At 45.2% G+C, this 24,662-nt stretch carries 31 protein-coding genes; 4 read left to right on the plus strand and 27 right to left on the minus strand.

Annotated elements, in window-relative coordinates:
- Window positions 1-365: 365 nt before the first annotated feature.
- The 12 genes from AB4238_RS13080 to AB4238_RS13135 form a co-directional block, all read right to left on the minus strand.
- Window positions 366-1,448 carry a hypothetical protein gene (locus tag AB4238_RS13080; RefSeq protein ID WP_372033832.1) on the minus strand — a complete coding sequence of 361 codons (1,083 nt, stop codon included), beginning with the start codon at window positions 1,446-1,448 and terminating at the stop codon, window positions 366-368.
- Window positions 1,449-1,730: 282 nt separating this feature from the next.
- On the minus strand, window positions 1,731-2,018 hold the full coding sequence (locus AB4238_RS13085; RefSeq protein WP_248976408.1) for a hypothetical protein: 288 nt from the start codon (window positions 2,016-2,018) through the stop codon (window positions 1,731-1,733).
- A gap of 36 nt (window positions 2,019-2,054) precedes the next feature.
- Entirely contained in the window at window positions 2,055-2,492 is a 438-nt protein-coding gene (locus AB4238_RS13090; protein WP_372033833.1) for a hypothetical protein, read from the minus strand.
- A gap of 2 nt (window positions 2,493-2,494) precedes the next feature.
- Window positions 2,495-3,487, minus strand: coding sequence for a flagellar motor protein MotB (locus AB4238_RS13095; RefSeq protein ID WP_372033834.1), 993 nt, complete (start codon window positions 3,485-3,487; stop codon window positions 2,495-2,497).
- Window positions 3,487-4,344 carry a flagellar motor stator protein MotA gene (gene motA, locus AB4238_RS13100; RefSeq protein ID WP_372033835.1) on the minus strand — a complete coding sequence of 286 codons (858 nt, stop codon included), beginning with the start codon at window positions 4,342-4,344 and terminating at the stop codon, window positions 3,487-3,489. Before motA ends, AB4238_RS13095 begins: the two co-directional genes overlap by 1 nt.
- 14 nt (window positions 4,345-4,358) lie before the next feature.
- A complete protein-coding gene (locus tag AB4238_RS13105) occupies window positions 4,359-5,081 on the minus strand; it encodes an RNA polymerase sigma factor FliA (protein ID WP_372033836.1) in 723 nt (240 codons plus the stop codon).
- Between the two features lie 12 nt (window positions 5,082-5,093).
- On the minus strand, window positions 5,094-5,549 hold the full coding sequence (fliL, locus tag AB4238_RS13110; RefSeq protein WP_220739895.1) for a flagellar basal body-associated protein FliL: 456 nt from the start codon (window positions 5,547-5,549) through the stop codon (window positions 5,094-5,096).
- A 14-nt stretch (window positions 5,550-5,563) separates the two neighbouring features.
- Entirely contained in the window at window positions 5,564-6,619 is a 1,056-nt protein-coding gene (locus tag AB4238_RS13115; RefSeq protein WP_372033837.1) for a flagellar hook-length control protein FliK, read from the minus strand.
- Window positions 6,612-6,935: a hypothetical protein gene (locus AB4238_RS13120; RefSeq protein WP_220739891.1), complete on the minus strand. Its 324-nt coding sequence runs from the start codon at window positions 6,933-6,935 to the stop codon at window positions 6,612-6,614. The genes AB4238_RS13115 and AB4238_RS13120 overlap by 8 nt, the downstream gene beginning before the upstream one ends.
- Window positions 6,904-7,284, minus strand: coding sequence for a flagellar export chaperone FliS (gene fliS, locus AB4238_RS13125; RefSeq protein WP_220739889.1), 381 nt, complete (start codon window positions 7,282-7,284; stop codon window positions 6,904-6,906). The genes AB4238_RS13120 and fliS overlap by 32 nt, the downstream gene beginning before the upstream one ends.
- Before the next feature lie 13 nt (window positions 7,285-7,297).
- Window positions 7,298-8,671, minus strand: a complete 1,374-nt coding sequence (fliD, locus tag AB4238_RS13130; protein WP_372033838.1) for a flagellar filament capping protein FliD — start codon at window positions 8,669-8,671, stop codon at window positions 7,298-7,300.
- A gap of 274 nt (window positions 8,672-8,945) precedes the next feature.
- Entirely contained in the window at window positions 8,946-9,755 is an 810-nt protein-coding gene (locus AB4238_RS13135; protein WP_372033839.1) for a flagellin, read from the minus strand.
- A 242-nt stretch (window positions 9,756-9,997) separates the two neighbouring features.
- Here AB4238_RS13135 and fliB point away from each other — a divergent pair, with 242 nt between their 5' ends.
- Window positions 9,998-11,173, plus strand: a complete 1,176-nt coding sequence (fliB, locus tag AB4238_RS13140; protein WP_372033840.1) for a flagellin lysine-N-methylase — start codon at window positions 9,998-10,000, stop codon at window positions 11,171-11,173.
- Window positions 11,174-11,208: 35 nt separating this feature from the next.
- Here fliB and AB4238_RS13145 read toward each other — a convergent pair whose 3' ends face one another.
- The 13 genes from AB4238_RS13145 to AB4238_RS13205 form a co-directional block, all read right to left on the minus strand.
- Window positions 11,209-12,228 (minus strand): hypothetical protein, encoded by a 1,020-nt coding sequence (locus AB4238_RS13145; protein WP_372033841.1) that lies wholly within the window; start codon window positions 12,226-12,228, stop codon window positions 11,209-11,211.
- Between the two features lie 17 nt (window positions 12,229-12,245).
- Window positions 12,246-13,163, minus strand: a complete 918-nt coding sequence (gene flgL, locus AB4238_RS13150) for a flagellar hook-associated protein FlgL (protein ID WP_220739879.1) — start codon at window positions 13,161-13,163, stop codon at window positions 12,246-12,248.
- Between the two features lie 9 nt (window positions 13,164-13,172).
- On the minus strand, window positions 13,173-14,546 hold the full coding sequence (gene flgK, locus AB4238_RS13155; RefSeq protein ID WP_372033842.1) for a flagellar hook-associated protein FlgK: 1,374 nt from the start codon (window positions 14,544-14,546) through the stop codon (window positions 13,173-13,175).
- Between the two features lie 49 nt (window positions 14,547-14,595).
- Window positions 14,596-15,009, minus strand: a complete 414-nt coding sequence (locus tag AB4238_RS13160; protein WP_220739875.1) for a rod-binding protein — start codon at window positions 15,007-15,009, stop codon at window positions 14,596-14,598.
- Window positions 15,009-16,139: a flagellar basal body P-ring protein FlgI gene (locus AB4238_RS13165; protein WP_372033843.1), complete on the minus strand. Its 1,131-nt coding sequence runs from the start codon at window positions 16,137-16,139 to the stop codon at window positions 15,009-15,011. The genes AB4238_RS13160 and AB4238_RS13165 overlap by 1 nt, the downstream gene beginning before the upstream one ends.
- A 37-nt stretch (window positions 16,140-16,176) precedes the next feature.
- Entirely contained in the window at window positions 16,177-16,650 is a 474-nt protein-coding gene (locus AB4238_RS13170; RefSeq protein ID WP_372033844.1) for a flagellar basal body L-ring protein FlgH, read from the minus strand.
- Window positions 16,651-16,680: 30 nt separating this feature from the next.
- Window positions 16,681-17,355, minus strand: coding sequence for a flagellar basal body L-ring protein FlgH (flgH, locus tag AB4238_RS13175; RefSeq protein ID WP_220739872.1), 675 nt, complete (start codon window positions 17,353-17,355; stop codon window positions 16,681-16,683).
- 64 nt (window positions 17,356-17,419) lie between these two features.
- Window positions 17,420-18,205, minus strand: a complete 786-nt coding sequence (gene flgG / locus AB4238_RS13180) for a flagellar basal-body rod protein FlgG (protein WP_372033845.1) — start codon at window positions 18,203-18,205, stop codon at window positions 17,420-17,422.
- A 23-nt stretch (window positions 18,206-18,228) separates the two neighbouring features.
- Window positions 18,229-18,963, minus strand: a complete 735-nt coding sequence (locus AB4238_RS13185) for a flagellar basal body rod protein FlgF (protein ID WP_372033846.1) — start codon at window positions 18,961-18,963, stop codon at window positions 18,229-18,231.
- Between the two features lie 9 nt (window positions 18,964-18,972).
- On the minus strand, window positions 18,973-20,181 hold the full coding sequence (flgE, locus tag AB4238_RS13190; RefSeq protein WP_372033847.1) for a flagellar hook protein FlgE: 1,209 nt from the start codon (window positions 20,179-20,181) through the stop codon (window positions 18,973-18,975).
- A gap of 22 nt (window positions 20,182-20,203) precedes the next feature.
- Window positions 20,204-20,869 (minus strand): flagellar hook capping FlgD N-terminal domain-containing protein, encoded by a 666-nt coding sequence (locus AB4238_RS13195; protein ID WP_372033848.1) that lies wholly within the window; start codon window positions 20,867-20,869, stop codon window positions 20,204-20,206.
- The gene (gene flgC, locus AB4238_RS13200) at window positions 20,869-21,288 is read right to left on the minus strand and encodes a flagellar basal body rod protein FlgC (protein WP_220739862.1); all 420 of its coding nucleotides are present in this window, start codon (window positions 21,286-21,288) and stop codon (window positions 20,869-20,871) included. The genes AB4238_RS13195 and flgC overlap by 1 nt, the downstream gene beginning before the upstream one ends.
- Window positions 21,289-21,296: 8 nt before the next feature.
- The gene (locus AB4238_RS13205) at window positions 21,297-21,647 is read right to left on the minus strand and encodes a flagellar basal body rod protein FlgB (protein ID WP_220739860.1); all 351 of its coding nucleotides are present in this window, start codon (window positions 21,645-21,647) and stop codon (window positions 21,297-21,299) included.
- An 84-nt stretch (window positions 21,648-21,731) separates the two neighbouring features.
- Here AB4238_RS13205 and flgA point away from each other — a divergent pair, with 84 nt between their 5' ends.
- The 3 genes from flgA (at window position 21,732) to AB4238_RS13220 (ending at window position 23,347) form a co-directional block, all read left to right on the plus strand.
- Window positions 21,732-22,478, plus strand: coding sequence for a flagellar basal body P-ring formation chaperone FlgA (gene flgA, locus AB4238_RS13210; RefSeq protein ID WP_372033849.1), 747 nt, complete (start codon window positions 21,732-21,734; stop codon window positions 22,476-22,478).
- A 136-nt stretch (window positions 22,479-22,614) separates the two neighbouring features.
- Window positions 22,615-22,896: a flagellar biosynthesis anti-sigma factor FlgM gene (flgM, locus tag AB4238_RS13215; protein WP_372033850.1), complete on the plus strand. Its 282-nt coding sequence runs from the start codon at window positions 22,615-22,617 to the stop codon at window positions 22,894-22,896.
- Window positions 22,889-23,347, plus strand: a complete 459-nt coding sequence (locus AB4238_RS13220; protein WP_372033851.1) for a flagellar protein FlgN — start codon at window positions 22,889-22,891, stop codon at window positions 23,345-23,347. Before flgM ends, AB4238_RS13220 begins: the two co-directional genes overlap by 8 nt.
- A gap of 340 nt (window positions 23,348-23,687) precedes the next feature.
- Here AB4238_RS13220 and AB4238_RS13225 read toward each other — a convergent pair whose 3' ends face one another.
- On the minus strand, window positions 23,688-24,119 hold the full coding sequence (locus AB4238_RS13225) for a hypothetical protein (protein WP_372033852.1): 432 nt from the start codon (window positions 24,117-24,119) through the stop codon (window positions 23,688-23,690).
- 107 nt (window positions 24,120-24,226) lie between these two features.
- Window positions 24,227-24,499, minus strand: coding sequence for a hypothetical protein (locus tag AB4238_RS13230; protein ID WP_372033853.1), 273 nt, complete (start codon window positions 24,497-24,499; stop codon window positions 24,227-24,229).
- Window positions 24,500-24,662 lie beyond the last annotated feature (163 nt).

A 24,662-nucleotide genomic window follows, 5' to 3' on the forward strand; every position in this document is an offset into this window, starting at 1 on the left:
CATTCCTAGGCGCCTAATACGAGAAAGCCCGTTGCTAACGCAACGGGCTTTTTTACGTCTGCGATTTGAGTCAATTAATCATTTTGCTATAGCGCTTAGGGCTGCAGTGATTACGGTGTGATGCGACAAGATTATTTTTAGGTAGCTTCTTTACTTAATTAGGCATAAATGGCTAGTTCGACGTCAACCCGCCGCTGAGCGCTATCCCCGGCTTCGTAACAAGTTACTCGCGCTACTAGGCCCATGAATGCGCTGGATTCAAATCTGGACTTCTTCGCCCCCATGTATCCCCTGCGGGGATAATAGAGAGTAGGTCATTAGCTGGGCCTACGATTTGTGATTGAGGCGTTATCGCTAATGGCATGTTAGTGGGTTATTTGAGGCTTTGGTGGCTCTGGCATGGCTTGGCACATATCTTCAAAAAGTGAAAAAAGCTCAGTTAGTACCATTTGCAGCTGTGTTTCGTTATAACAATATGGCTGCTGAACAACATTTCGTTCTTCCCAGCTCATAGATCCCCCGCTAGATAATCGCTGCGCGGCCGAAAGCTCATGAAAATTACCGCCACCAACCCAGGAGTGGTCATTATTATCTCGAAATAAATTAAACCAGAATGTAACCTTTTGCTTTATTTCAAATTTAATGTGCATATGTGAATATTCGAAATCCTCGCGATACAGAGTAAAACTCCCTCCAAAGTTGGGGTTGTAGTCAATTGGATACGGAAAGCCTGAGACTAACTCTATTTGTTTTTCTAGTGATACTTTAGCGCTAGATTTACCGGGTAATTTAGGAAATTGCTTAAGTAGCGCTGAATAGCGCTCAGAGAAGTTCACCTGCTTGGCAATGGTGCTTACAGGTTCAGGGATTTGTGTTAATAAATCCTTACAATCCAACTGAGTAAATGATTTTTGCGGGAAACCTGGCGGCTCAGGCATAGCTTGACACAGGTCGTCAAACAGTGAAAACAGTTCAGTCAACACAGTTTGTAGTTGCGCTTCGCTGTAACACCATGGTTTTTGCTGCACGCGCCAGTCATCCCAACAAATATCCTCTTCTCGCGATAAGCGCTCGGCCACCGCCAGCTGCTGGTAACTGCCGCCACCAATGCGAGTGTCATCGCGCCATAAATCAAAGTGAAAGCTAACAGCTTGACGGATCTCAATCATCAGCCGCATATGCGGATAGGCGAATTTTATTTTGTTGAGCATAAAGTAGCCTCCCTCCCCCTTGTAATAGCGAATAGGGTAGGCAAAAGCGGTCACTAAATCGATTTTGGTATCTAACGCCACGTTAGAGTTAAAATCCCCGGGCAGCTTTGGAAACTGCTCAAGCAGGGCATAATAGCGTTCAGCAAAGTTCACCTGTTTAGCAATGGCAATCACCGGCTCAGACACCTTGCTTAACATAAACTCGCGTTGCTGCTGAGTTAACGGCTCATGTGGCATATTAATGATCTCTTTAATAATACGAATTAGGGTTGTCAGCCTGCTGGCGGCTCAGCTTGAAATCTTAACTCAACCCCTTTGTAGGCAGCAATGCTTTGAAACTGCTAATTATTCATCATCTGTTGGGAATATATTTGCGGGATATGACGAGAGCCACAAGCTTTTTTGATTGAGCGGTGTTATTGAGGTTCACAGGGGAAATCAACCTCAGTAGCTGCAGTTACTTCAATGCTTTACTAGACGTGCAAAGGCCGTGGAACTGCAGCTATTTAATGAGTGCTATCAATTGAAAAAAAAGAAGTAGGCTAGCAGTAAGAAAGACAGCAGAGCGCCTCCAATGACAGGGTAAATGAGGTAGCTGTCGCTCGATCTGCGTGCTCGCTTAAAACACAAATTGACTAAAAGAAAATTAAACAACGTCACCATGATAGAAGCGGCCACGCCTTGCTTAAAGGGCATATCTTTAAGTTCAGTGGTTAAATACAATAGGATAAACCAATCAAGTAGTATCAAATACAGAAAGAGCTTTTGTAGACCATCCGGGCCTTTTCGCTCATATGATGAAGCCATTACTATCTCCCTACTGTCGACGATACTCATTCTGTATTACACTGATTTTTCACTTAAAAATTGTACTTTACGAATAATGCTCAAGGTCTTTTGTTGATCTTCTATGGCCCATCTGGCGCCAATAAAATTGAGCTTTTCGTTAATGCTATGCACTCGCATTATTATGATGGGTATCAACTCATCATCGACGGCGATTGATACCTGTTGATTAGGCGATAGTTTGCTGCGACTTATCATCCCAACCCCGCCTAGGCCTATATCTTTTATATTGGCAATACCGATAGGTCTTGTGCTGCGCCATGTTTGTTTGAACAGCGATACTGTAACGCCATCACATGCTAGCTCGATCTTTTTGTCATGGTCTTCTCGCAATGAGTGCCTTGTATGCTGGCGACTATCAATACCCAACTCTGGTTTTGTCGGTTGTTGAGTTGCGGGTATAAATTCACCGTGCTGTATTAAAGGGTCATCCACAGTTAGCGATATCTCATTCTGGGTTTGTTTGCCTCGGCAACTTGCTTAGCATGGTCTATTTCAGCGTCTGATTTAGGTTGTTCACTGGCGATACCCATCATCTGTCGTAATTGAGTTTCAGCTGTTGAGGTCATCACTAGCATCTCAATTCTTCTATTGGCTGCAGCTGCTGGATCGTCAACGATATAAGGCGCTTGATCTGCCATCCCTGTGACTTGAATGACTTGGTCACGTTGTACGCCTGAATATTCCAATACGCGACGGGCAAGTAATGCTCGTTTACTTGAAAGCTCCCAGTTGGTAAATGTCTTTCCCGCATAAGGGCTTGAGTCTGTATGGCCTGAAATACTCATTTTGTTTTCGACTTTGCCAAGCACTGGTCCTAAGGCCATGAGCAGATCTTCAAAGTAGGGCTTCATATTTGAACTGCCACGGGTAAACATGAATTGGTTGACGTTATCATGCATTAAAATTCTAATGCCCTGTGGCACAACTTGAAGTTCTACATTGGCATTCATGCTGACATCGGTAATGACTTGCTCTATCTCTCTCGCTAAAAACTCTAATTGGGCCTGTGTTTCAAACTTTCCAGGCACTAATGAGTTGAGCTCAGGGCCGATACCAGCTTTTACGTTATCTTTCCCCAAGGGAATATGATTGTGCATTGCAGGACCACTGCGATCGACACCGGTAGCGGTTGCAGGTAAAACAGCTTGCTGAAGCGCTATATTCCCCTGAAAATCAATCAGTGAAGGGGAGCGGCTCAGATCAAACGGGTTAATAGACCCAGTTGAATACAGGTCGCCCTTTAAGTACTGAACAATCATGGTTCTTTCTTGCTGATCGGCTATTTGCATAATCCACAAAACCATGAATAGTGCCATCATTGCCAGTGTGAAATCAGCAAAGGCGACTTTCCAAGCTCCGCCGTGACCAGGCTTAGCTTTGGTTCTCTTTTTACGCCGAATTACGATAGGTTCAGGACGAGTAGCCATTAGCTTTGTTGCTCCACCATCCAGCGTTCTAACTCGATAAATGTGGGACGGTTTTCACTTTGAATCTGTTTTCGACCGGCATCTATTGCCAGCATTGGAGGTTTGCCTTTGGCGAAGGAGGATAGCATAGCTGCAACACACCTAAGCTGTGCTGACTTACGTTCAACTAAATGTTCTAGTGCCTTAGACAACGGGTCGAACAGGCAATAACAGGCAAAAATTCCGATAAATGTGCCCACAAGCGCTGCTGCTACTTTGACACCTATCATAGTTATTGGACCGTCAATATTGGACATGGTGATGATGATCCCCATTACGGCAGCCAAAATACCAAAGCCCGGCATGGCTTCTGCCACTTTATTTAGCGCAAGTGATGGACGCATCCAATCCTCTTCCATACGATGGATCTCTTCATCCAATATATGTTCAAGATCATGGGCGGAGAGTTTACCGATAGACTGTAGACGTAAATTATCGATAAGAAATTGCAGTACCGTTGGGTGTTCTAACACTGTGGGGTACATGAGAAATAGCGAGCTTTCTCTCGGCTTTTCCACATGGTCATCAAGCACTTTAAGTCCTTGAGATTGGATTTGAGCCATTAACATACCCATCAAGCCAAACAGTTGGGGATAAAGCTCAGGGTCCTCTTTTTCGACTCTGACTAACTCTTTTATTTGGTCAAGCATCTCCACTAGGACGGGTTTAGGGTTAGCGATAATGAGTGCACCCATACCTGCACCAAATATGATCAGTATCTCTGCTGGTTGCCATAGGGAGGCTAAGGTTCCTCCTGCCCAGACATATCCACCAAAAACTGAAAAAAGAATGATCATTAGCCCTAAAAGTTTGCTCATACTACCTCACCTGCTTACCGATCCCATTGTTGGTATATTTTCTGAAGTTGCTTTACTGCTTGTTTATGCAACTGACAGATCCGAGTTTCTGTTAATCCCAACGTGGCGGCTATTTCTTTTAAATTGAGTTCATGTTGATAGTAAAGCGACAGAATTACCTGTTCTCTTTTGTTTAATTTCGAAATTGCTTGGAATAAAGTTTCTTTGGCGGATATTTGTTCAAATACATCTCGTTTATCTTCAAAATGTCCGCCATCACTAATCAATTCATCTAGGCTTCGCATCGACTCTGATTGAGAGGCATGCAGACGCTTGCGGTAGTCTTCTTGATTGAGCCCCATAGCTTGGGCTACTTCATTGTCACTCGGCGCTCGTTCAAGCATTTTGGTGAGTTTGCGAACCGTATCATTAAGTTCGTGGGCCTGTTGTCTCACGGGTCGAGGACGCCAATCTTGGCGACGCAACTCGTCGAGTATGGCGCCTCTAATTCGCTGACCTGCATATGAGATGAAACCGTTGTCATATTCACCTGGATAGCGCCTTGCGGACTCTAACAACGCCATCATGCCTATTTGCTCCATATCTTCGATAGTCAAAACTGATCCACAATGGCTACGAAGTTGAGACACAGAGCGTTTTACTAGCGGAAGGTACTGCATCATCACTTGGCTTTCGGACAGGCGATTAACCGTGGGTTCTTCTGCTGTTGTTTGGTAAGCGACTTGTGCAGCGTTCATAACATAGCCCTCCTATTGAATGACCATCCGAGTGAACAACACGTCATCAAGCTCAATACTGAATTCATTTTCTGCAAGCACATTGGTTAGCAACAGGTGCGCCTCTTTTTGTAATGATTCAAACTGTTGAGCGTCGTTGAGTTCGTTGAAATGTTTTTTGGAGAACATTTTCATCAGCGAATTACGGATCACCGGATCTGCCTGCTTGATCGTAGTTTCGACATTTTTAGAGCGGCTTTTGAAGGCCATTTCAAGTAACAAGTAATGAGGATAATCATCACCAGGTACTGAGATGACAAACTTGTCTAATGGATAAAACTTAGCTGAGATAACTTCATCTTCGGCGGCTGAAAATGGCCCACCTATGATTGTTGGCGATTGCCAACCAGCCCAAAACACAGCGCCACTCCAGATGGTGATGAATAGTAGAATTGTTATTTTTTTCGTATTTGAATTACTAAATGCCATGAGTGTTTCCTAAGTTATGCCAATAGATCGACTTCATCTTGCTGTGAAAGGCTATCAACTAAGCTATCGGTGTTTGAGAGGGATGCCGCTGCAATCGTTGTGGTATGCGGTTGTTGGTTGTGTTTCTTTTGCTCACCTTCTTGATTGATATCGACATCAATTTGGCCGCCATGATCCATGGCTAATTCGTTGCGTAACCTGTCTAATCCCATTAACAGAGCATCACGAACAGCGGGGTTAGCGGCATGCATTTGAATATGCAGTCTGTCACCGTCTAAGCGTATATTGAGCTCTACCTTGCCAAGCTCAGGTGGATCTAATCTAAGTTCAGCCTGTTTAATCTGCTGATCAATCTGAAAGCGTAACTGTTCACGCAGTGGAGAGAGCATCTCTTGGGCTTGCTGCATCATCGGAGCGGCTTGAGAGACTGAAACCGGGCCCCACTGGGCAACGGTTGCTTGATTTCTAGAGGCGCCGCCAACGACATGCTGGCTAGATTCTAGCGCTTCACTGGCCAGTGCATCGTGAGTCAAGGCTGCGATGGCAGGCTGAGTGGTCGCGGTGGCTTGAAATGCATTCTGTATTATTGATGGGGCCGACTTTAAGCCGCCATTTTGCATTGGCTGAGGTGAATAACTCTGTTGCGATAGTTGCGGTAACGAAGGTGCGGTTTGATTGGCATTAACGCTGGTCGTGCTAGTTGCCGCTGGCTGAGCGTCACTCGACTTTGAAATAGCCCCCATCACTACAGGGTTTAGAGCGGCTTTGATGTCAGGGCTTTGCTGTTGCAGTGTCGAGTTAGTTGCAACTGCACTGTCCGCGCTAAAAGATCGAACTATCGTTGTTTCGCTGTTATTGATTGAGGTGCCGGTGCTTGCCATCGCTGAGGTTTGATGAGCAGTATTGAGGCTTTGCGCCGCAACCATAGCAAAAGACAGAACATCATTATGCTCGCTCCCCTCTGGGTTATCGTTTGCCACACTATGCATCTTGTTTGTTGTGGCCAAAGGCGAAGCTGCGGCATTGCCCTGTGTTAACGGGCTATTTAATGCTGTATAAGGGCTAATCATAATCTTCTCCGCTCAATTGAGTCAGTTGATAAGCGGCTAGCCCATCTTGTTGTTGCTGAAATTGACTCATCTCAATCGCCAGTTTCGCTTTAGCTTGTTCTAACTGCTTAACCACAGCTTGATGGACTGCAGCCAGTGATTTACGGGCGAGGAGCTGCTGCCTATTACTCGGCTTTCCCGCAGCTGTTAACGCTGAAATCATCTTGGTATTCACCTTTTCAAGTGCTTGCCAGTCTTCGGCTTTAGCGTGAAATTGGAGTGCCTTCTCAAAGTAAAGCCATTGTTTAATTGAGGTTGGTCCAACCTTCTCTGACATTGGTTATTACCTTTGTTATTGGCGCTAGCGCCTCGATACTATTCTCTACGCTGGCAGTCACGAGTTGACGGCTGCAGTAGTCATACAGGCGGTTGAGCCCAGCGGCGACTTCGCCGCCGCTTTCAAGATCTAACATTGAGTCGAGTCCGTGAACGATGTTGAGGCACTTATTGATACTTTGCCCCTTGTCCTCATAGCTGCGGCGTTGCATAAAACCGCTGGCTCTTTCGATCTCTTCTAAGAGCCCGTCCAGCAGCATTCGCACCATTTCATGTGGGTTTGCAGCAGCGGCTCTCGCATCGAGTGAGGTCTGTTTGTAAGCATTAAACGGATCGTGCTCATTCAACATTTGTTAGGCTTCCTTAATAAAACAGCGCGCTGGCTGAATTAAGTTGGTTAATGGTGTTTTCCATTGCGGTAAATTGAGATAGATAGATTTGATAGCGCTGTTGCATTTGATAGTCATGTCTAGACATGCTGTCTTCGACTCTATCGATCTGTTTGTCTAGGTTGCTCTGTTTTAGATCTAAGTAACCACTAGACTTAGTGAATGGGTCGATAATGGTGTCAATTCGATCGACATAACTGCCGCTGGCGGTGAACATCTCTTTTATCGCATCGGGATCATCTTTGAGTGCTTGGCTAAGTTTGTCTTCATCAATACTTAGCTTGCCGTCGCGGGTCATCTCGATACCGACGTCAGACAAACGCATGCCATTAGGCGCGGCTTCAAATACGCTATTGCGCATACTGTTTTGCAGCATTCTTAAGCTGGAGTCGCCCTTTAGTACCCCAAGTTGATCTTCTGTGATTGAAGAGGGAGCATCTTCATCGTCGTCATCTTTATCCTTGTCATCGTCCTCTTTATCTTTGTTGCTTTCATCAACAACTGAGCTTCCCATGGAGCGTGTGAGTTGGTTGATTTGCTCCATTAGCTCATTGAAAGAGTCAACAAAGTCTTCGACTGCTTGCTCACTAGAGCTGGAGTCGGATTCAATTTTAATGGTGCTGCTATCACCGATTGCGTGGGCCTGGTTTAACTCAATAGACACACCATCAATAACATTACCCAAATAATTACTACTGCTGGTTATATCAATGCCGTTTAGAGTGACTTCGGCATCTTGAGCTGCTTTTCTTTCGGTCATACCCCAGTCGACACCATCCATTTTGACATCGACACTATTGACGGCTCCTGACTCTTTGGATGTCATCATCAGCTCTACTTGGCCGCCGGTTCTGACTAATGAAGCTTGTACTCCTGGGTTGTCAGCATGGTTGTTGATTGCATCTCTAAGGTCGGCGACGGTGCGAGTACCATCAGCATTAAGTACTGCCATATCAATATCGATGGTATCTGCGGCATTGGGCCCAACTTGAATACTCAACACGCCTGTTGTCGGCAGTACCTCGGTTTCACTGGCAAAACTTTTGGACAGTTGGTGAGATTGCGCCAGCTGCTTAACATAAAGATCGTAAGTGCCTGCAGGTGCATCGCTATCGACTGTAATTGAGGCACTTTCATCACTGATTGATGAGGTTTTACTTTCGAAAGCATCCCCATTAATCGCTTCAAGCTTACTGGTCATTCTTTTAAGGCTACTTTCTAAGATGTCATATGCGTCAAGTTGATTTTGATGCTTGGTCATACTGGTTTTAAAAAGTTGATCTTTGCCCATGCGCTCAGCCGATATAAGCTGCTCTGCAAATGTTGCTGCACTCATTCCTGAAATCATTACGCTCCTCCAATCTAACTGGTATGGCAATGTTTGTGCCAAAGGTTAATCGTATGTTTTTAAAAGGTTTTAAAATATGTTCAATGTGCTGAAAGCGAATGTATTTCCGTTGTTCGTGACACTAGGGAAGCTATACTTCCGCTTTTAAAATCGCTTTAAAGAGCCAATCGTATAGTGTTAATAAGGCGACATTAGTGGGGCGGTTCTGAAGAGGGAGCAGCAAATAAAAAAAGGGCCAAAAGGCCCTTTGAAGAAAATTGGGAGGGAGGAAGATTTAGCCCAATAGACCCATAACCAAACCAGTGTTTTGGTTGGCAGAAGACAGGATGTTTGTACCTGCTTGTACTAATAGTTGGTTTTTGGTCATGTTGGCAGATTCAACAGCGAAATCAGCATCCATGATGCGGCCAGCAGCGGCTTTAGTGTTTTCAGTCACGTTAGCAAGGTTAGAGCCTGTGTGACCTAGACGGTTGATGTTAGCACCTAATGTAGAGCGCTCTGCGCCCACTTTGTCGATAAAGGTATCAATCTTATCGATAGCAGCTTTTGCTGCACCCGCTGCTGAAATATCGTCAGCTACGCCAGCAAGATCTGCTTTAGTAACACTGACAGAAAGCTGCTCAGTTGCACCTGCACCGATTTGGAATTCAACACCTGCACCATCTAACGCATCAAACAACTTGTTGCCTGAGTATTCAGTGTTATCAACAATACGAGTGATCTCTTTAGTAAGCTCTTGGAATTCAGCGTTAATTGCTTTCAAATCTTCAGCAGAGTTCACGCCGTTAGCTGCTTGAGTTGCAAGCTCTTTTTGACGGTTAGCGATTGTTGATAACTCATCGAGTGCGCCATCAGCAGTTTGAAGCATTGAAGTTGCATCGTTGACGTTACGGCTAGCTGTTTCCATGCCTGTTACGTTGGCATTTAGGCGAGTTGCGATTTGAAGACCAGCAGCATCATCAGCTGCACTATTGATACGTAGACCAGTCGATAGACGCTCCATAGCGTTGCTTAGTAAGTCATTGTTTTTAGTTACAGAGTTTTGAGAAACCAGTGAAGCATAGTTAGTATGAACTGATAACATAGTGTATTCCTTTAGGCATTCGAAGAATTATTGTGTGTCACAATTGATAAAACGACAGCCAAAATCAAAACTGAAAATCCAGATAAAATTTATTCAACTGTATTCATTTAAGTTATTGAAAGTATAAGTTAATTATTTTTGATCTTTTTTATGTTTTAGCTGAAATTTGCGCTTAAATTACTTTAGAAAAAACCATACAGAGTCGCCTTTTTATAGCATCTTGAAATGAAAAGAGGCTGATCATGGAAAAGTCACTTGTTAGACCCAGTTTTGTTACTCAATTTAATTGTATCGGTAGTGAGTGTGAAGACAGCTGCTGTTATGGTTGGAATATCTATATTGATAAGCAAAGTTATAAGAAGACTCTCGCTAATTCTGAGTTAAAAGTACTAGCGCAAAAGGCGTTAAAAAAAGTTAAGAAAAGTGAAGACGCATGGGCAAAAGCGGTGCTAAACCAAGAGGGAGCTTGTGGCTTTTTAGACGATAAGCAATTGTGTCAGATCCATGCCAAAGCAGGTGAGTCACTGCTTAGTCACACTTGTAAGACCTATCCTCGAATGTCTCATATGAAGGATGGTGATCGATATGAAAGCCTGTCGCTATCTTGCCCTGAAGCAGCTCGGTTGATTCTATTGAAGCCGAATGCATTTCATTTTGAACGTATGACGGTATCCCATAAAAACCAGTTTGAGGTTACCCCTTTATGGGCTCAAAAAGCACATGATTACTCTATTCAACTGCTGCTCAATGAAAAGTTAGAGATTAGCCATAGCTTGACTGCAATTGGGATTCTAATGAAAACAGTTGAGTCAGCTAAGCAGCTTATACAAAATTCAAGCAGCATAGATACGATGTTTCAGCAGTTGCTTACTTTGGCCGATAACGGTGAATTAAAGCACCATGTTGCCAGTTTTAATCAAGATACAGAATTGCAGAAAATGCATGCTTTTACCTCAATCCATTTGTGGCTTAATACCAATAAGCCTGTTCGGGGTCGAGCAAGGTTTGAGGTGATCAATCAAGCGGTATGCCGTGTGGTAGATGAAGAGGGTAACTTTAGTGTAAAGCAGCTTAATAATGCTTGGCAGCAACATGCTCTGCCTGCGCTTGAGAAGCATCAAGATCTCTTCAATCGGTACTTATTTTATTATTTTTATCACATGAACTTTCCGCAGGTAGATAAGTTAAGCCCGACTGAAGCATTTAGGCTGATGATGGTTGATTACTTTATGTTGCGCAGTTATCTCGCAGCTATTGCTGCTGATAAACAAAGCCTGACCGAGCATGACATTATTATGTGTTTTCAGGTTTATCACACAAGTAGACAACACAAAGCTAACTTCAGTAAGTATGTGGTTGATCTGCTAGATAAATGCGGTTTTGATGAGCTGCCAGCAATCTTAACTCTGATGAATTAATCACGACCGCCAGCGATGAGTTGCTGGCGTTATTTTTATGCTAGTAGCGCGGACACTTGGGTGCGGGTCATATTAGCTTGTGCCATTAAAGAGGTGACTTGTAAGTTAAAAGGCGAGGGTTGCATTAAGTTCGTCAACTGAGTCATGGTGGTCTCTAGATCGGCAGACGTTGGTTTTTGGCTATTGATGCGGTGCAGTTGTTGCTGGATCTTTTGTTTACTTTCAGCTAGTTCCTGTAACTGCAATTCTACTTTATGCATTGATTTAGCGATTTTTGCCATCGCTTGTTTGAGCTCTTCGTTGCTGCCAAAACGCCATTCTCTGGGATCTTGCCAATTGAGTTCTTCACTTACTTTAATGCTTCTCGCCTCACCAGCGGGTAAGCGTTGCCCTTGCCCGGTCATCAATAATCCAGCTTGTACCTGCTGCCATTGCGACTTACTGCCTTGGAAGATGAACTTGCCATTTCTATCTACAGCAGCTTGTATGTCCAAAGGTTTTAGCGCACTGCTAAGGTGTTGCACTAAATGGTTGGCATTTTCATTGGCGGGTAACAACACCCTAGAACTGTCGCTGCCCAGTTGAATGGTAATGTATTCATCACGCAATTTAGCAACACTTAAGTCGACAGATTTTAAACTGAAGTTATGTTTAGCTGCCGGTCTTGCTGCGGAAATAAGATTGAGTTGGTGATCAACCAAGGGCTTATTTTGGTAGCTGATATCAAGCTGAGCAAGCTGGCTTTGCAACTGTTTTGTTCTTGCTTGCTGCTGAACACTCTGTTGCTTGCTAAGGGACTGCTTTACCTGGTTATGCAGTTGCTTAAGCAGCGCTTTTACCTGTTGTAATCCCTGCTCTGCAACCTGAGAGGCACTGATTTTATGCTGCCCTTGAGTCACTTTTGCCCACTTGCTATAACTTTCAAGTCGATGAGTTGGAATTGCTGCAGTATTTGCGACCTGTTGCTCATTAGGTACTTGTTGGGCACCCATGGCTGGCGCAACCGTTTGGCTGCGCTGCTGGATATTTAATGTGTCAGTAATCCCATGGAGCATTAGTTCGCGGTACCTTGTTACATATGGTTAAACAGTGATAGTTGCGTCACCTGCACGAATGTTTGCTGGGTGACCTTAAGTGCAGTTAGCTTTAGATTAAACTCTGCAGTGGCCTGGGCGTAATCTAACCCTTCCGTTTCGCCGATAACCTCTTCATTGAACAGTACTCGCTCTTCATGGGAGGTTTGAATCAGGCTAATGGTATTTTGTTTGCCACCAATGTCAGTTATCGCAGAGCTAATACTGGTGAGTGTATCATCTAAACTAGTTAGCATGTCGGTTGCACCTTGGCTAAAGGCGGGGTCACCTGGTGCTAAACTTGGATCGTTTAATACAGCGATAAAGTCTTTGGTTTGGTTAAGGATATCGGCACTACCATTGGAAAACATAAATTCCGATGCTGTGACATTAGCTGTCATCCAAGAGGAGCCTGAAGTTTGCACTTCGCGATGATTATTATCACCTTGATAAACGTAATTACCACTGGCATCTTGGCTAATAGGGGCTGTGTCGGTGAGATTGCCTGAGAAAAGGTAGTTACCGCCTTCATCTTTAGCATTCACAGTGTCAGTAAATGCTTCTAACAACTCGGTCATCTCAGCGGCATAGGCCGCTCTATCTTCTGGCGACAGGCTGCCATTATTTGCTGCCACGGTAATTTCTCGCATACGAGATTGCAGTTCAACCATACTCGACATGTAGGTCTCGGCGCGGCTGAAACTGGTGCTCAGTGACTCAGTATTTTTAATGTACTGATTAGTTGCCGCTAAATCACGCTGACCGCCAATAACCTTAACCGATCCAATTGGATCATCGGAGGGACGCAGTATCGACTTACCCGTCGCCATCATCTGGTTTAGCTTAGAGATGTCAGCCGTTGAGTTTTGTAAGCTTTGCAAGTTATTGCTGTAAAGGTTGAGCATACTTACGCGCATAAGAGATCCTTAGATACTGTTTAAAATGGTCTGGAAAAGCTGATCTGCAGTCGAAATGACCTTAGCGTTTGCCTGATAGGATTGTTGATAGATAATGAGGTTCGTTCCCTCTTCATCCATGTTTACCCCACTAGTACTTGCCCATTGTGATTGTGCTTCCATTTGCAGTTTGACGGCTGTGTCTTCTGCCATTTGCGCTTGGCGAGAAGCTGAACCTAATTCACCCACTTTACTGGCAAAGGCATCTCCCATGGTGGTATCAACGCCAAGAGAGCTAAAGGTAAAGTTAGCACTTGCTAATTCCACTAGCTCTTTGAGGTTACTGTTGTCACCGGGAGTACCATCTTGACCAAATGCCAACATATCAGCATTAAAGCCGTTGGTGATTTTTATGCTACCCGCAGGGTTATTTGGGTCATAACTGAATAGATCTTGAGTGGGTGGATTGCCATTCAGATCCGTTCCGCCAGCAAGTACCGCATTGAATTCATCTGCGATGGTTTTGGCAAGCTCGTCGATAAAAGCCATTGAATCAACTAGGCTGTTATCGCGGTAATCAACTAATGCTCCTAAGCTGCCACCGGCTTTTTCATCGAGAGGAAAGTTAGATTGACCGAACTGGATACTAATCTGGCTAAATTGCGGATTAGCGGGATCGGGTGATACTTGAATTTTTGATGCTGTTGTTCCAGCAAGTAAAGGTTGACCCTGTGCCAGCGAGATATTCACCAGTCCATTAGACCCTTCAACGACTTTTACATCGACTATCTCTGATAGGTCGTCGATAGCCGCATCACGTGCATCAAGAAGCGCCAAAGGTACATTGCCATTGGCATTTGCCGCTTGGATTTCGGCATTGAATTTAGCGATGCTTTCTAGTTGGGCATTAATCTCTTTGGCTGAAGCGCCAATCTGACCTTCGACTTGAGTTATCTGAGAGTTGACGCCTTCACTGATAGAGTTAAACCTTTGGCCGATGGCTCTTGCTTCATTGAGCACACCTTGACGGTAAGCAATTTCGTTTGGTTGCTCCATAGCAGAGTTAAGCGAAGCAAATAACAAGTCTAACCCGGCAGAGATACTATTGCCTTCAGAGCCGAATACTTGTTCCACTTGACCAAAGTAACTGGATTGCACTTTAGCAAATCCTAGGTTGCTGGTGGTGTTCCACAACTGGGCAACTTCATATTGGTCGGATATACGACGCACGCCGTCTACCATCACCCCGGAGCCACTGCCGTAAACACCGTTACCTACAGAGCTCATCATGACTTGCTGGCGCGAATAACCAGGCACCATGGCATTAGCAACGTTGTTCGAGGTGGCATTAAGGGCCGCCATACTGGCGTTGAGTCCCGACATACCAATATTGAGCATGCTCATATTGTGTCCTTATATCTTGTCATTAGCGGCATCGCTGCCGCTGGCGTTACTACTCGTTTACCTTGGGAATGAACGGCACAATAAGTGCTGGTTGCATCGCGGTGGTATTGGCATTTGCAGTTGTATGATTATTAGAAGCGACCATCTCTGGCTGAGACTTAAGTGCGCCCTCCAATTGTTTACTCATTACGCTCGCAAGACCGGTGCTTTGCATCTGGCTGAGTCGCCCTGCAAGCTCGGCATCATGCCAATCACGGTACATGCCATTGTTCTGTGAAGAGAGCGGACTATCTTTATCTGCCATGACATCTGACGCTGAGCGCATCTGCTTCAGTACCGTTTGCAGGAACTGGGCTTCAAACTGTTGGCTGACTAACTTAAGTGCGCCGTGTTCACCATTGGCTTGAATTAGCTCGGAGGCGCTAAGTTGATTGAGATAACTATGGTTATTGTCTAGTTTCATTAGATCACCACCAGTTCAGCTTCAAGGGCGCCGGCTTCATTAAGTGCCTGGAGAATGGCCATCAAATCCATTGGCGAGGCACCAAGACTATTTACTGCGCGGACGATATCGTTGAGCGCAATGCCTTCAGGCCAAACAAACATATGGCCATTGCCGGTATCTATGCCGACTTGGCTATCTGACACCACCACGGTTTCGCCTTGGGCTTGGCCCAAAAATGCGCCATTAGGCTGGCTAACAAACTCTTGCTCTACAATGGTGACGGTTAAATTACCGTGGCTAACGGCGGCTTTTCGTACCACGACATCGCCGCCCATGACCACCGTACCTGTGCGACTATTGAACACAACGCGAGGAGCTTTTCGTCCTTGTTCAATCTGCAGTTCCTCAAGCATCGACATGAACGTTACTCGCTCTCGATTTGAGTTTGGCGCACGCACTAAGACTTTGGCGCTGCTATCAGCTTCAGCAACACTGGGACCAAAAAGGTCGTTGATGACACGCTCAATATTACGTGCCGTTTTAAAGCTTGGCGCTCTAAGATTGAGGACTATCTGCGCAGTTTCGTTAAAGTTACTGTGCATTGATGCTTCCAATAGTGCGCCATTAGGAATATTACCGACGGTGGGGACATTGATCGTCACCGACGTACCGTTGCGACCTTGGGCTGAAACGCCCCCGACCACTAAGTTACCTTGAGCCACCGCATAGATCTCACCGTCAACAGCGCGCAGCGGGGTCATAAGTAGTGTGCCGCCGCGCAGACTCTTTGCATCACCTAATGAAGAGACGGTGATATCGAGCGTTTGCCCTGGGCTGGCGAGAGCTGGCACCGTAGCGTGTACTGCTACGGCTGCCACGTTTTTCAGTTTAGGGTCGATTTTGTCATCGATTTGCACCCCAAATTGTTTCAACATATTGACGATCGACTGACTCGTAAACCTAACTTGGGTTCTATCACCCGTGCCGTTTAAGCCCACGACCAAACCGTAACCTACTAGTTGGTTTTCACGGATCCCTTGCACATCGACAATATCCATCAGGTAACGGTTTTGTACCGCTGCTTGAGCATTAAATAATGGTATTAAGCCGAGTAGAACGCCGACTAAAAAAAGAGCGGTTCTGTTCATTTGCTACACCCTAAAGATTGAACATTTAAATTGGTCATCATAGTGGAGCCCAGTGACTGTTAAAGTAGCGTAAAGTCCAAGCAAGGCGGTCACTCTCTGACAGGCAATCTTCACCGATGTAAAGTACCCGTGCATCACTAATACACTGTGAGGAAACATCATTATTAGTGCCAATATCATCGGCTTGGATGATCCCGAGTAAGTATAAATACTCATTTTCTGCGCTAGTACTTAACCACTTTTTACCACTAACAAAGAGCGCCCCTGTTGGCAGTATCTTGGTGACTTCTACCATCATCGAGCTAGATAGTCGTTGGCTAGAAACCGAGGTTTCCGAGCTTATAGTTTCGCAGTCTTGATGCTGAGGATGGTTGTTCAAAACAACAATCAAGCTATCGCCTTCGTGGTAGCGCTGTCTGCCAGTGAACAATTTTGGCAATAGGTTCATCGGCGAAAAATGAGATATCAAATTAGCCACATGAGTGTTGGAGAAAGAGTTACTGAATTTCATCGAGTGCTACCACCAAGTTTAAGCTAGGTCTCATAATGGGAACCAAGGGCTATTGAAATAGCGTGACGCCCAACCCATGCGATTGCTATCAGAGATCGCACCTTGGCCGCCGTAGATGATTCGAGCGTCGGCAATACGTTGCGATGAAATTGTATTGTCATTGCCAATATCATCGGTACGGATCAAACCGAGTAGGCGTAAGTACTCATCGCCTTGATTGAGTCGCAGCCACTTTTCACCGCGGATGAGCAGGGCACCGTTGGGTAGAACTTTAGCAACGGTAACAGTGATAGAGCCTGATAGCTGGTTTTGCTGAGTACTCGAACCTGTACCGTTAAAGGTGCGTCCCATATTGGCTTCGCCACTACCACTAACATTATTACTGCCTGTGGTTCCTTGGCCGTCAATAGACAGGCCGCTGGCTTTATTGGTTTTAGTGTCAGCGCGCTTGCTTGAATAGGTTTTTTCATCCAAGGCAACAGTTAAGATATCGCCTTCACGGAAAGCACGTTTATCTTTAAACAGGGTTAACATAAAACCCGGGCGATAAACGCTGCCATCTTTAGCATCGGGTAGGCTGTAGTCAATTTCTGGTGGTGCCCACTCAGGTTTCCCTGGCTGGGTATCTGGCTCAGGAAAGTGCGCGACACAGCCTGAAAGTAGCACAAGCATTGCGATTCCAAACCCTATCCGTAGTTGTTGCATGGTGATCCTTTTCGAGTCAATTAGTTGAGCTAAGCGCTATCTGAGCCATCTGCCTAAGCGAGTATTACAAGGCTTGGTTTAGGAATTTGAGCATGTCATCAGATGCCGAAACCACCTTGGCGTTCATCTCGTAGGCTCGTTGCGTCGAAATCATCTCCACCATCTCTTCCACTACGTTGACGTTGGCGCCCTCTAAGGCACCTTGACGAATTTGACCGAGTGCTTGGTCGCCTGCAACGCCTTCAATGGCTGCACCTGAAGCTCCTGTTTCACGGTATAAGTTGTTACCGCGAGCTTCTAACCCTGCTGGGTTAGTAAAGTTAGCTAAGGTGATTTGCCCTAGTTCTTGTGAATCCGCTTGGCCAGCCATCTGCGCAGAAACGATGCCGTCGGTTGCGATGGTGATAGTGAGTGCTTCTTCTGGGATCTCAATATTTGGTACTAGCGGTAAGCCTTGAGAGGTCACCATTAGCCCGTCGCTATTACGGTAAAACTGCCCATCGCGCGAGAAACTGATGTCGCCATTTGACTCTTCAATTTGGAAAAAGCCTTGACCCTCAATCGCAAGATCTAACTGTTGATTAGTGGTCAGCATGTCGCCAGAGGTAAATACCTTTTGGGTACCGACAACTCGTGTACCGGTACCTAACTGCAGGCCTGAAGGTAGTTCATTTTGTTCATCAACTTGGCCACCTGGTTGGCGCTGTACCTGATAAAACAGATCGTTAAATGCGACACGGTCGCGCTTAAAACCTGTGGTGTTAACGTTAGCCAAGTTGTTGGCTATGGTGGTCATTTTGGTATCTTGGGCGGTCAAACCTGTCTTGCTGACCCATAGTGCTGATTGCATCTGTTTAATCCTTTATATTTGCGCTAGGCATCTCTAAGTAGCCTGTTGCCTGCTTCTGCAAGTTTTTCGGCGCTTTTCATTAGTTTGACTTGGATTTCGAATTGTCGACTTAGATCCATCGCAGCGATGAGTTCACCTACAGCTTGCACGTTGCTTGCTTCAAGAAACCCGCTACTCACGGTCACTTCATCGTTGGCGAGCAATGGTTGGCGATCTTGGGTGTATAGCAGGCCGTCGAGACCTTTAGTCATGATGTCCATGTCAGGGTTGACCAGCTTTAACTGGCCCACCTCTTCGATGATGCCGTTTTCATCGGCAACGATACTTAGCCTGCCATCGTCACCCACGAAGAGTTCGCGGTACTCTGGCAATACGATAGGACCATCGACACCGGCAACAGGGCGGCCATCTAAGGTTAATTGACCATTAGCATCGGGCACGATCGCACCTGAGCGGGTGTAGCCTTCGCCATCATCGGTCATGACTGAAAACAAGCCAGCGTCATTAATCGCCAGATCTAGGGTTCTGCCAGTAGGATTGAGTGCACCGCTTTGCTGGCTAAAGCCACTGCTTTGGGTTTGAGCCAGTACGCGAGTTTGCAGACTGTTGCCTGTGGCTGCCACGGTCATGGCATTGACGCGTTCAAGATCCGCTTTAAAGCCAGTGGTGTCAGCATTGGCTAAATTGTTAGCGCGAATGGCTTGTGCTTCCATCACTCGGGCGGCGCCAGTTGCTGCGGTGTATAGCATTCTGTCCATGAATGATCCCTAGATTGCGTTGAGCAAGGCTTGTTGCATGGTTGAGTTTGCATCGAGCACTTTGGCGTTTGACTGGTAGTTGCGCTGGGCAGTCATCAAGCTCACCATCTCTGCAGTAGTATCGACATTTGACCCTTCAAGGTAACCTGATGCGACTGAACCCAATGTGCCGGTAGTTGGTGTGCCAACGATTGGCTGGCCTGCAGCATTGGTCGCAGTCCATGCATTATTGCTCACAGGAATAAGCCCATTGGGGTTGTTAAAGTCGGCTAATACTACTTGGCCTTGCAGCTGCTCTTGACCATTGGTGTAAGTGCCAAAAAGCATACCGCTTTCATCTAAACGAATACCGTTGAGTTCACCAGAGGTATAACCGTTCTGGCTCAAGCTTGAGTTATTGTAGTCAGAGGCATATTGAGTGCTCTTGTCGTAACCCAGTGCTAAATTCAATGTGGATGCCCCACCAATAATGGCAGGGTCGGCGATGTTGAGTGTCAGTGAATCGCCACCGGTTAACATACCGTCAGAGTCAAAAGTCAGCTGATGTCCGCCAGCAGGAGTCACATCAACGTCGTCCATCATGTAGTGAACAGACCAAGTATTATCGGCTGTTTTGACATAGTACTGAGTCAGCGCATGCTCATTACCGAGTGAGTCATAGGCGGCAACGGTGCTTGATGAGTGGTAAGTGGCGGCATTGTCTGGATCGAATGGATTAGCGACAGTATCGATGCTATCAACGCGCGCGTCTAAATTTGAGATAAGCCCGATAGTAGACGTTGCCTTAGCGGGAAGGGCGCCAGCTTCAACTTGTAAGTCGGTAACATTACCTGTTTGCAAGTTGCCTGTTGCACCGACTGAATAGCCTTGTAGACGATTGCCCGCCGGGTCGGTCACAAAACCATTGGCATCTTGGTTGAACATCCCCGCACGAGCGTACATGGTATTACCATCTTGGCTGCTAAGCACAAAGAAGCCGTCTCCTTGGATCCCCATATCAAGCTGACGACCGGTATAAGTTAAGCTGCCACCCATTGAGAAGTTTTGGCTGGTGGACATCACATTGACACCGCCAGCTTGTCCGCCATTATAGATAGCTGAAAACTCACTGCGCCCGCTGCGAAAGCCGACAGTTGAAGAGTTAGCAATGTTATTACTGATAGTATTTAGATCTTGTGTGGTCGCTTGTAGGCCACTTAACGCAATATTGAAAGACATCGATTAATCCTTTGCTAACAAGTTATGAGACTTCAGAGATTTCAAGCACTGACAGCGTGCCTAGACCATTGCCAAGCTCTGCCATCATCATTCCAGAGGCGCTGACAAAATGTATTTTTTCGATTTCGGCTTTAATGAAGGTGTCTGCGGTAGCGGTATCTTCACCGTTAGTGGTATTGGCGACGACACTGTAATCACCGGGTGCAAGGCCATGGGCTGCAGGGTCAATAGTGAATGCAGTATCACCAGCTTCTTGTGGACCCAACTCAATGGTGTGCACCACATCGCCAAATTCATCGACCAGGTCAATGCTGAGGTTTTCAACCGCACTGCCGAGGTACACTTTGCCGTCTAGCGGTGTGTCATCGATGCTGAACTCAGAGGCTGGCACCATGGCATTTTTGCCTACAAGATTGGCTGACTGCACTATGCCAAGGTTTTCCATCATCACCATTTGTGAAGACTGATTTGCGCGCATCTGCTCTAAACTCTCTACTTGAGAGAATTGAGCGAGTTGTGTCACGTACTCAGTGCCATCAATTGGATTGGTCGGGTCTTGGTTTTTAATTTGCGCAATCATCAAGGTCATGAACTCATTTTTAATCGCCGCCGCATCATTGCCGGGAGAGTTCATAACATCTGCTGAGTTAGCGACATCACTGCCATTACTGGCTGAAGTAACATTCATTATTTGGCTCCTAGCTGTAGTAAACCTTGTTGCATAGAGCGAGCGCGGTTCATCACTTCGACACTGGTTTCAAATGAACGGCTGGCAGCCATCATGTCAGCCATCTCTTCAACGGTATTAACGTTTGAATAGGCGACGTAACCTTGTTCATCAGCATAGGGATGATCGGGTTCATAACGTAAATCCAATGGTGCATCGGTTTCGACCACTGCGGATACTTCAACGTGAGCCCCAGCCACTTGCCCCTCTTGTGTTTGCTTGTAGATAGTTGAGAACACAGGTTTAAGTGCACGAAACGCTTGGTCTGGGCTTTCTGCAGCCGCACCAGCATTTGCCAAGTTACTGGCAACGGTGTTGAGCCTAATGGTTTGTGCATTCATGCCGGCTCCGGCAATCTGATAAATCTCTGAAAATGACATAATGTTGCCTATTGACCTTCGATAGCGGAGCGTAGACCTGAAATTTTCATATTGAGAAATGTCAGGCTAGTTTGATAATCCATGGCATTTTGTGAATACCGTGCTTGTTCTTTACCCAGTTCTACCGTGTTTTGATCCGCTGAGGTTTGGTATGGGATACGATAGCTTTCTTGATATTCTCGACTGGCAGGCATTCCAGCGTTGAGCTGGCTCATCATTGCTTTAAAGTCGAGGTCTCGTGCTTTATAACCAGGAGTTTCGGCATTGGCTAAGTTGCCCGCTAGCATTTTGCTACGCTCGACCCTGAAATCTAATGTTTGCGGATGAATGCCTAATGCGGCTTCGAGGTTGATAGCCATTGCGACTCCTAGTATGGTTAATACAATTCAGTTATCCCCTATCTATCCAAATAGTGTGCCAACAGTATTAGCTTAGGATTATCAATGCCTTACTTGTTTTCATTGTTAGTGAACGGAACCTACATTTCCTGTTTACTGCTCATCTTTTCCTGTTTACTTCCGCAGCAGGTTATAGCGCAAGAGGCGATAACTGCGCCGATACAGATCGAGCAGCAACTCAGCCAACGCCTTATTAATGAGCTTGAGGAGTGGCAACTACAGGCAGGTCTGTTGCAGGTTAATAGCAAGGTTAAAGTTAAGTTGGCATCGGGCGCCAGTAAGCTTAAATCCTGTAAGACAACATTAGTGATAGAAGGCGGGAGTGCGGTGCCGCTTGGCAATGTGCAGCGCAAGGTGAGCTGTCAACAACCTCGGTGGAGTCTCTATGTTAGGGCTGGGGTTAACGTAAGCGCCCGCTTACCTGTTGCCAAGCGAGCGATTAAGCGTGGCGAACATATTTTGGCCTCCGATATTGAGTGGCAGCTGGTCAAACTCTCTGTTTCAGATCGAGATTTGGTTACCGATATCGACCAGATTGTGGGTCAGCAAGTGGTGCGTAAATTGCGCCGTCATCGTGTTATAAAAGCCCAGCAACTTGGCAAGCCTCAATGGGTCAATATTGGTGATAAGGTTATTATCGAGGCGCGCAGTAATGGTTTCTACGCCAATATGCCTGGTGAGGCACTAGAGGCGGGCGGTGAGGGGGAAGCCATTCGAGTGCGTAACTTGAGTTCTGGCAAAGTCATCTCCGCTTATCCTATCGCTAAAGGGCGGGTCGCTACCCTGTTTTGATGGCCATTTATGCTCGCATTTTACCTTAGCGCAAGATATCTGCGCTTTGGTTAAAAAAAACTCCAGTTTTCCCTTCAGAATTGCATTTGCTCAGTCGCTTTACTTCCTATAGTGGGCGTATTTGAAGGCGAGCCAAATGGAAATTAACAAAATTAATAGTGCAATGAGCACTGAAATGGGCACAAGCAAGAGCAACAGAGGCACTGTCCAGCCTTTAAAGCCAAGTTCTGATGTTGCAAAGGCAGCAGCGGTAGTCAGCGATGACTGCAAGCTTATTGCTCATGCTAAGTCACGGCTTGAGCAACTACCTGATGTCGATATGAATAAGGTCGCTGAAGTGAGGCAAAGTTTGATTGACGGCAATTTTGATCTCAATCTTGATAAAGTCACAGACGCAATGGTGTTGCAGCATGGTTGAGCCAATCAGCAAGAGTACTAAGCGAGAAACTATTCAAGGTATCGTACGCGGGATCCGCCAAGATATTGATGGATATAAACAACTTAAAAGTTTGTTAAAACGTCAGCGAGAACTGATGCAAAGTCGAGATAATCAAGGCTTACATCATCACAATGAGCACCAGTCTCGTTTGTGCCATAACCTAATGATAAAAGCTGGTGAGCGCCGCCGTATGCTCAAGTCTTTAGGCTTTGAAGCGACAGCTGGTGGAATGCGCTCTTTGATTGAGCGATTACCAGAACCTGTGTCAGAGCAAGTGTCGATGTTGTGGGATAATTTGATTTCATTGGTCAAAGAGAGCAAGCAGATGAATGAATCCAACGGCAAGCTATTGGTAGGCCAGCAGGAGGTGATTAATCAACTATTGCAACGCGATGAGCAGCCTTCGGTAGACTACGGTGATAAACGATAGTTTATCGTGAGTCAGCATACCTGCTGACTTTTTGGATAAAAGCGAGTCATCATCAAAAGTTTAAAGGTAGGTCAAGAGAATGTATCGCAATCATATGCATTTCACCTGCCTAGAGCTTTTGCAAGCCGCCGTAAATATATCCCTATAGGCTCTACTAAATCATCTATGATTTAGAAGCTTGCACAGCCCAAATCAGATGAATAACGAGTAAGCACACTTTAGTCGCTAACTTATTATTGGACAGGAATCATTTAGAGTCAGAGCTCTTAAAGTGATTAGTCTCATTAGGGAAAGTATGGCAATCGGATGTGAGATAATGCCAATCTAAAGCTTTAGCCACCTAATAGAAGTTTTTACTTGGAGCTTTGCTCATGCCCTGGTTTATCTTATGTTGCATATAAATAACATGTAATAGTGAAGTTTTAAGTGGATCCAACCACAGAGGCTCACCTTTTTTGGCGCCAGTGATTAGATTCATTCGATTACGAACCATTAATATCCACGAAATATCAAAAACTGTAGAAAAAACATGTAAGCCTAGGGAACTGATTAAAATTTTCTTCTCAGGTAAATAAAACAAACCAACAGCAAGAGTAGTAAGTGAGACCGAGAACAAAATAATAGTTATAGTGATAAATAATTTTGAAATTTTCATTTCTGTATTTTCATTAATTTGCTCTGAAAATGTATACAATTTATACATCAAATATCCCCCTAACGTCAGCATACATAGTATTATTGTTTTAAATACTGATTCTTCCTTGAAAATCATGCAATTATCCTTTTGATTGTTAAGTTTGAGTTAGATTGATATTTACCGGGTACAAATTTGAAATGAAGAATTAAAAGGCTTAGTGACTTAATTTACCATAGCTATAATCAATCTAACTCTTCATCTGGCGGATCACCGCTATCCTCGTTTCTCTTATGTTGCTCTTGTTTCGCTTTTTCCACATTTTTAAATGCAGGAGGAGGGATCGGAAAAACTGAAATTAAAGGAAAAATAGCCAAAAATATAAATGCTCCTTTGGACATTTTCTTACCCCAAATAACCATTTTATACAAACAGTTAACTAAAATAAGAAACATAATAGCTCCAACACAGTATTGAAGAAGCACATCCTTTATACCAATTGAGTTAAGTAAATCCATTTTCACTCCATCTAGCCATATAAATTAGATGGGGGTAATGTAGGCACTATTCAAGTAGTTTTAAGATGCTTATATTGCGTGATTTTCAATAAACACTCTAGCGCCACAGATTTGCCTAATCTCTTATACTGGAACTTAGTCAAGATAATCACTAGCCAGCCAT

Origin of the sequence: Shewanella sp. 10N.286.45.A1 (genome assembly GCF_041470405.1) — a bacterium.
Lineage (GTDB): Bacteria > Pseudomonadota > Gammaproteobacteria > Enterobacterales > Shewanellaceae > Shewanella.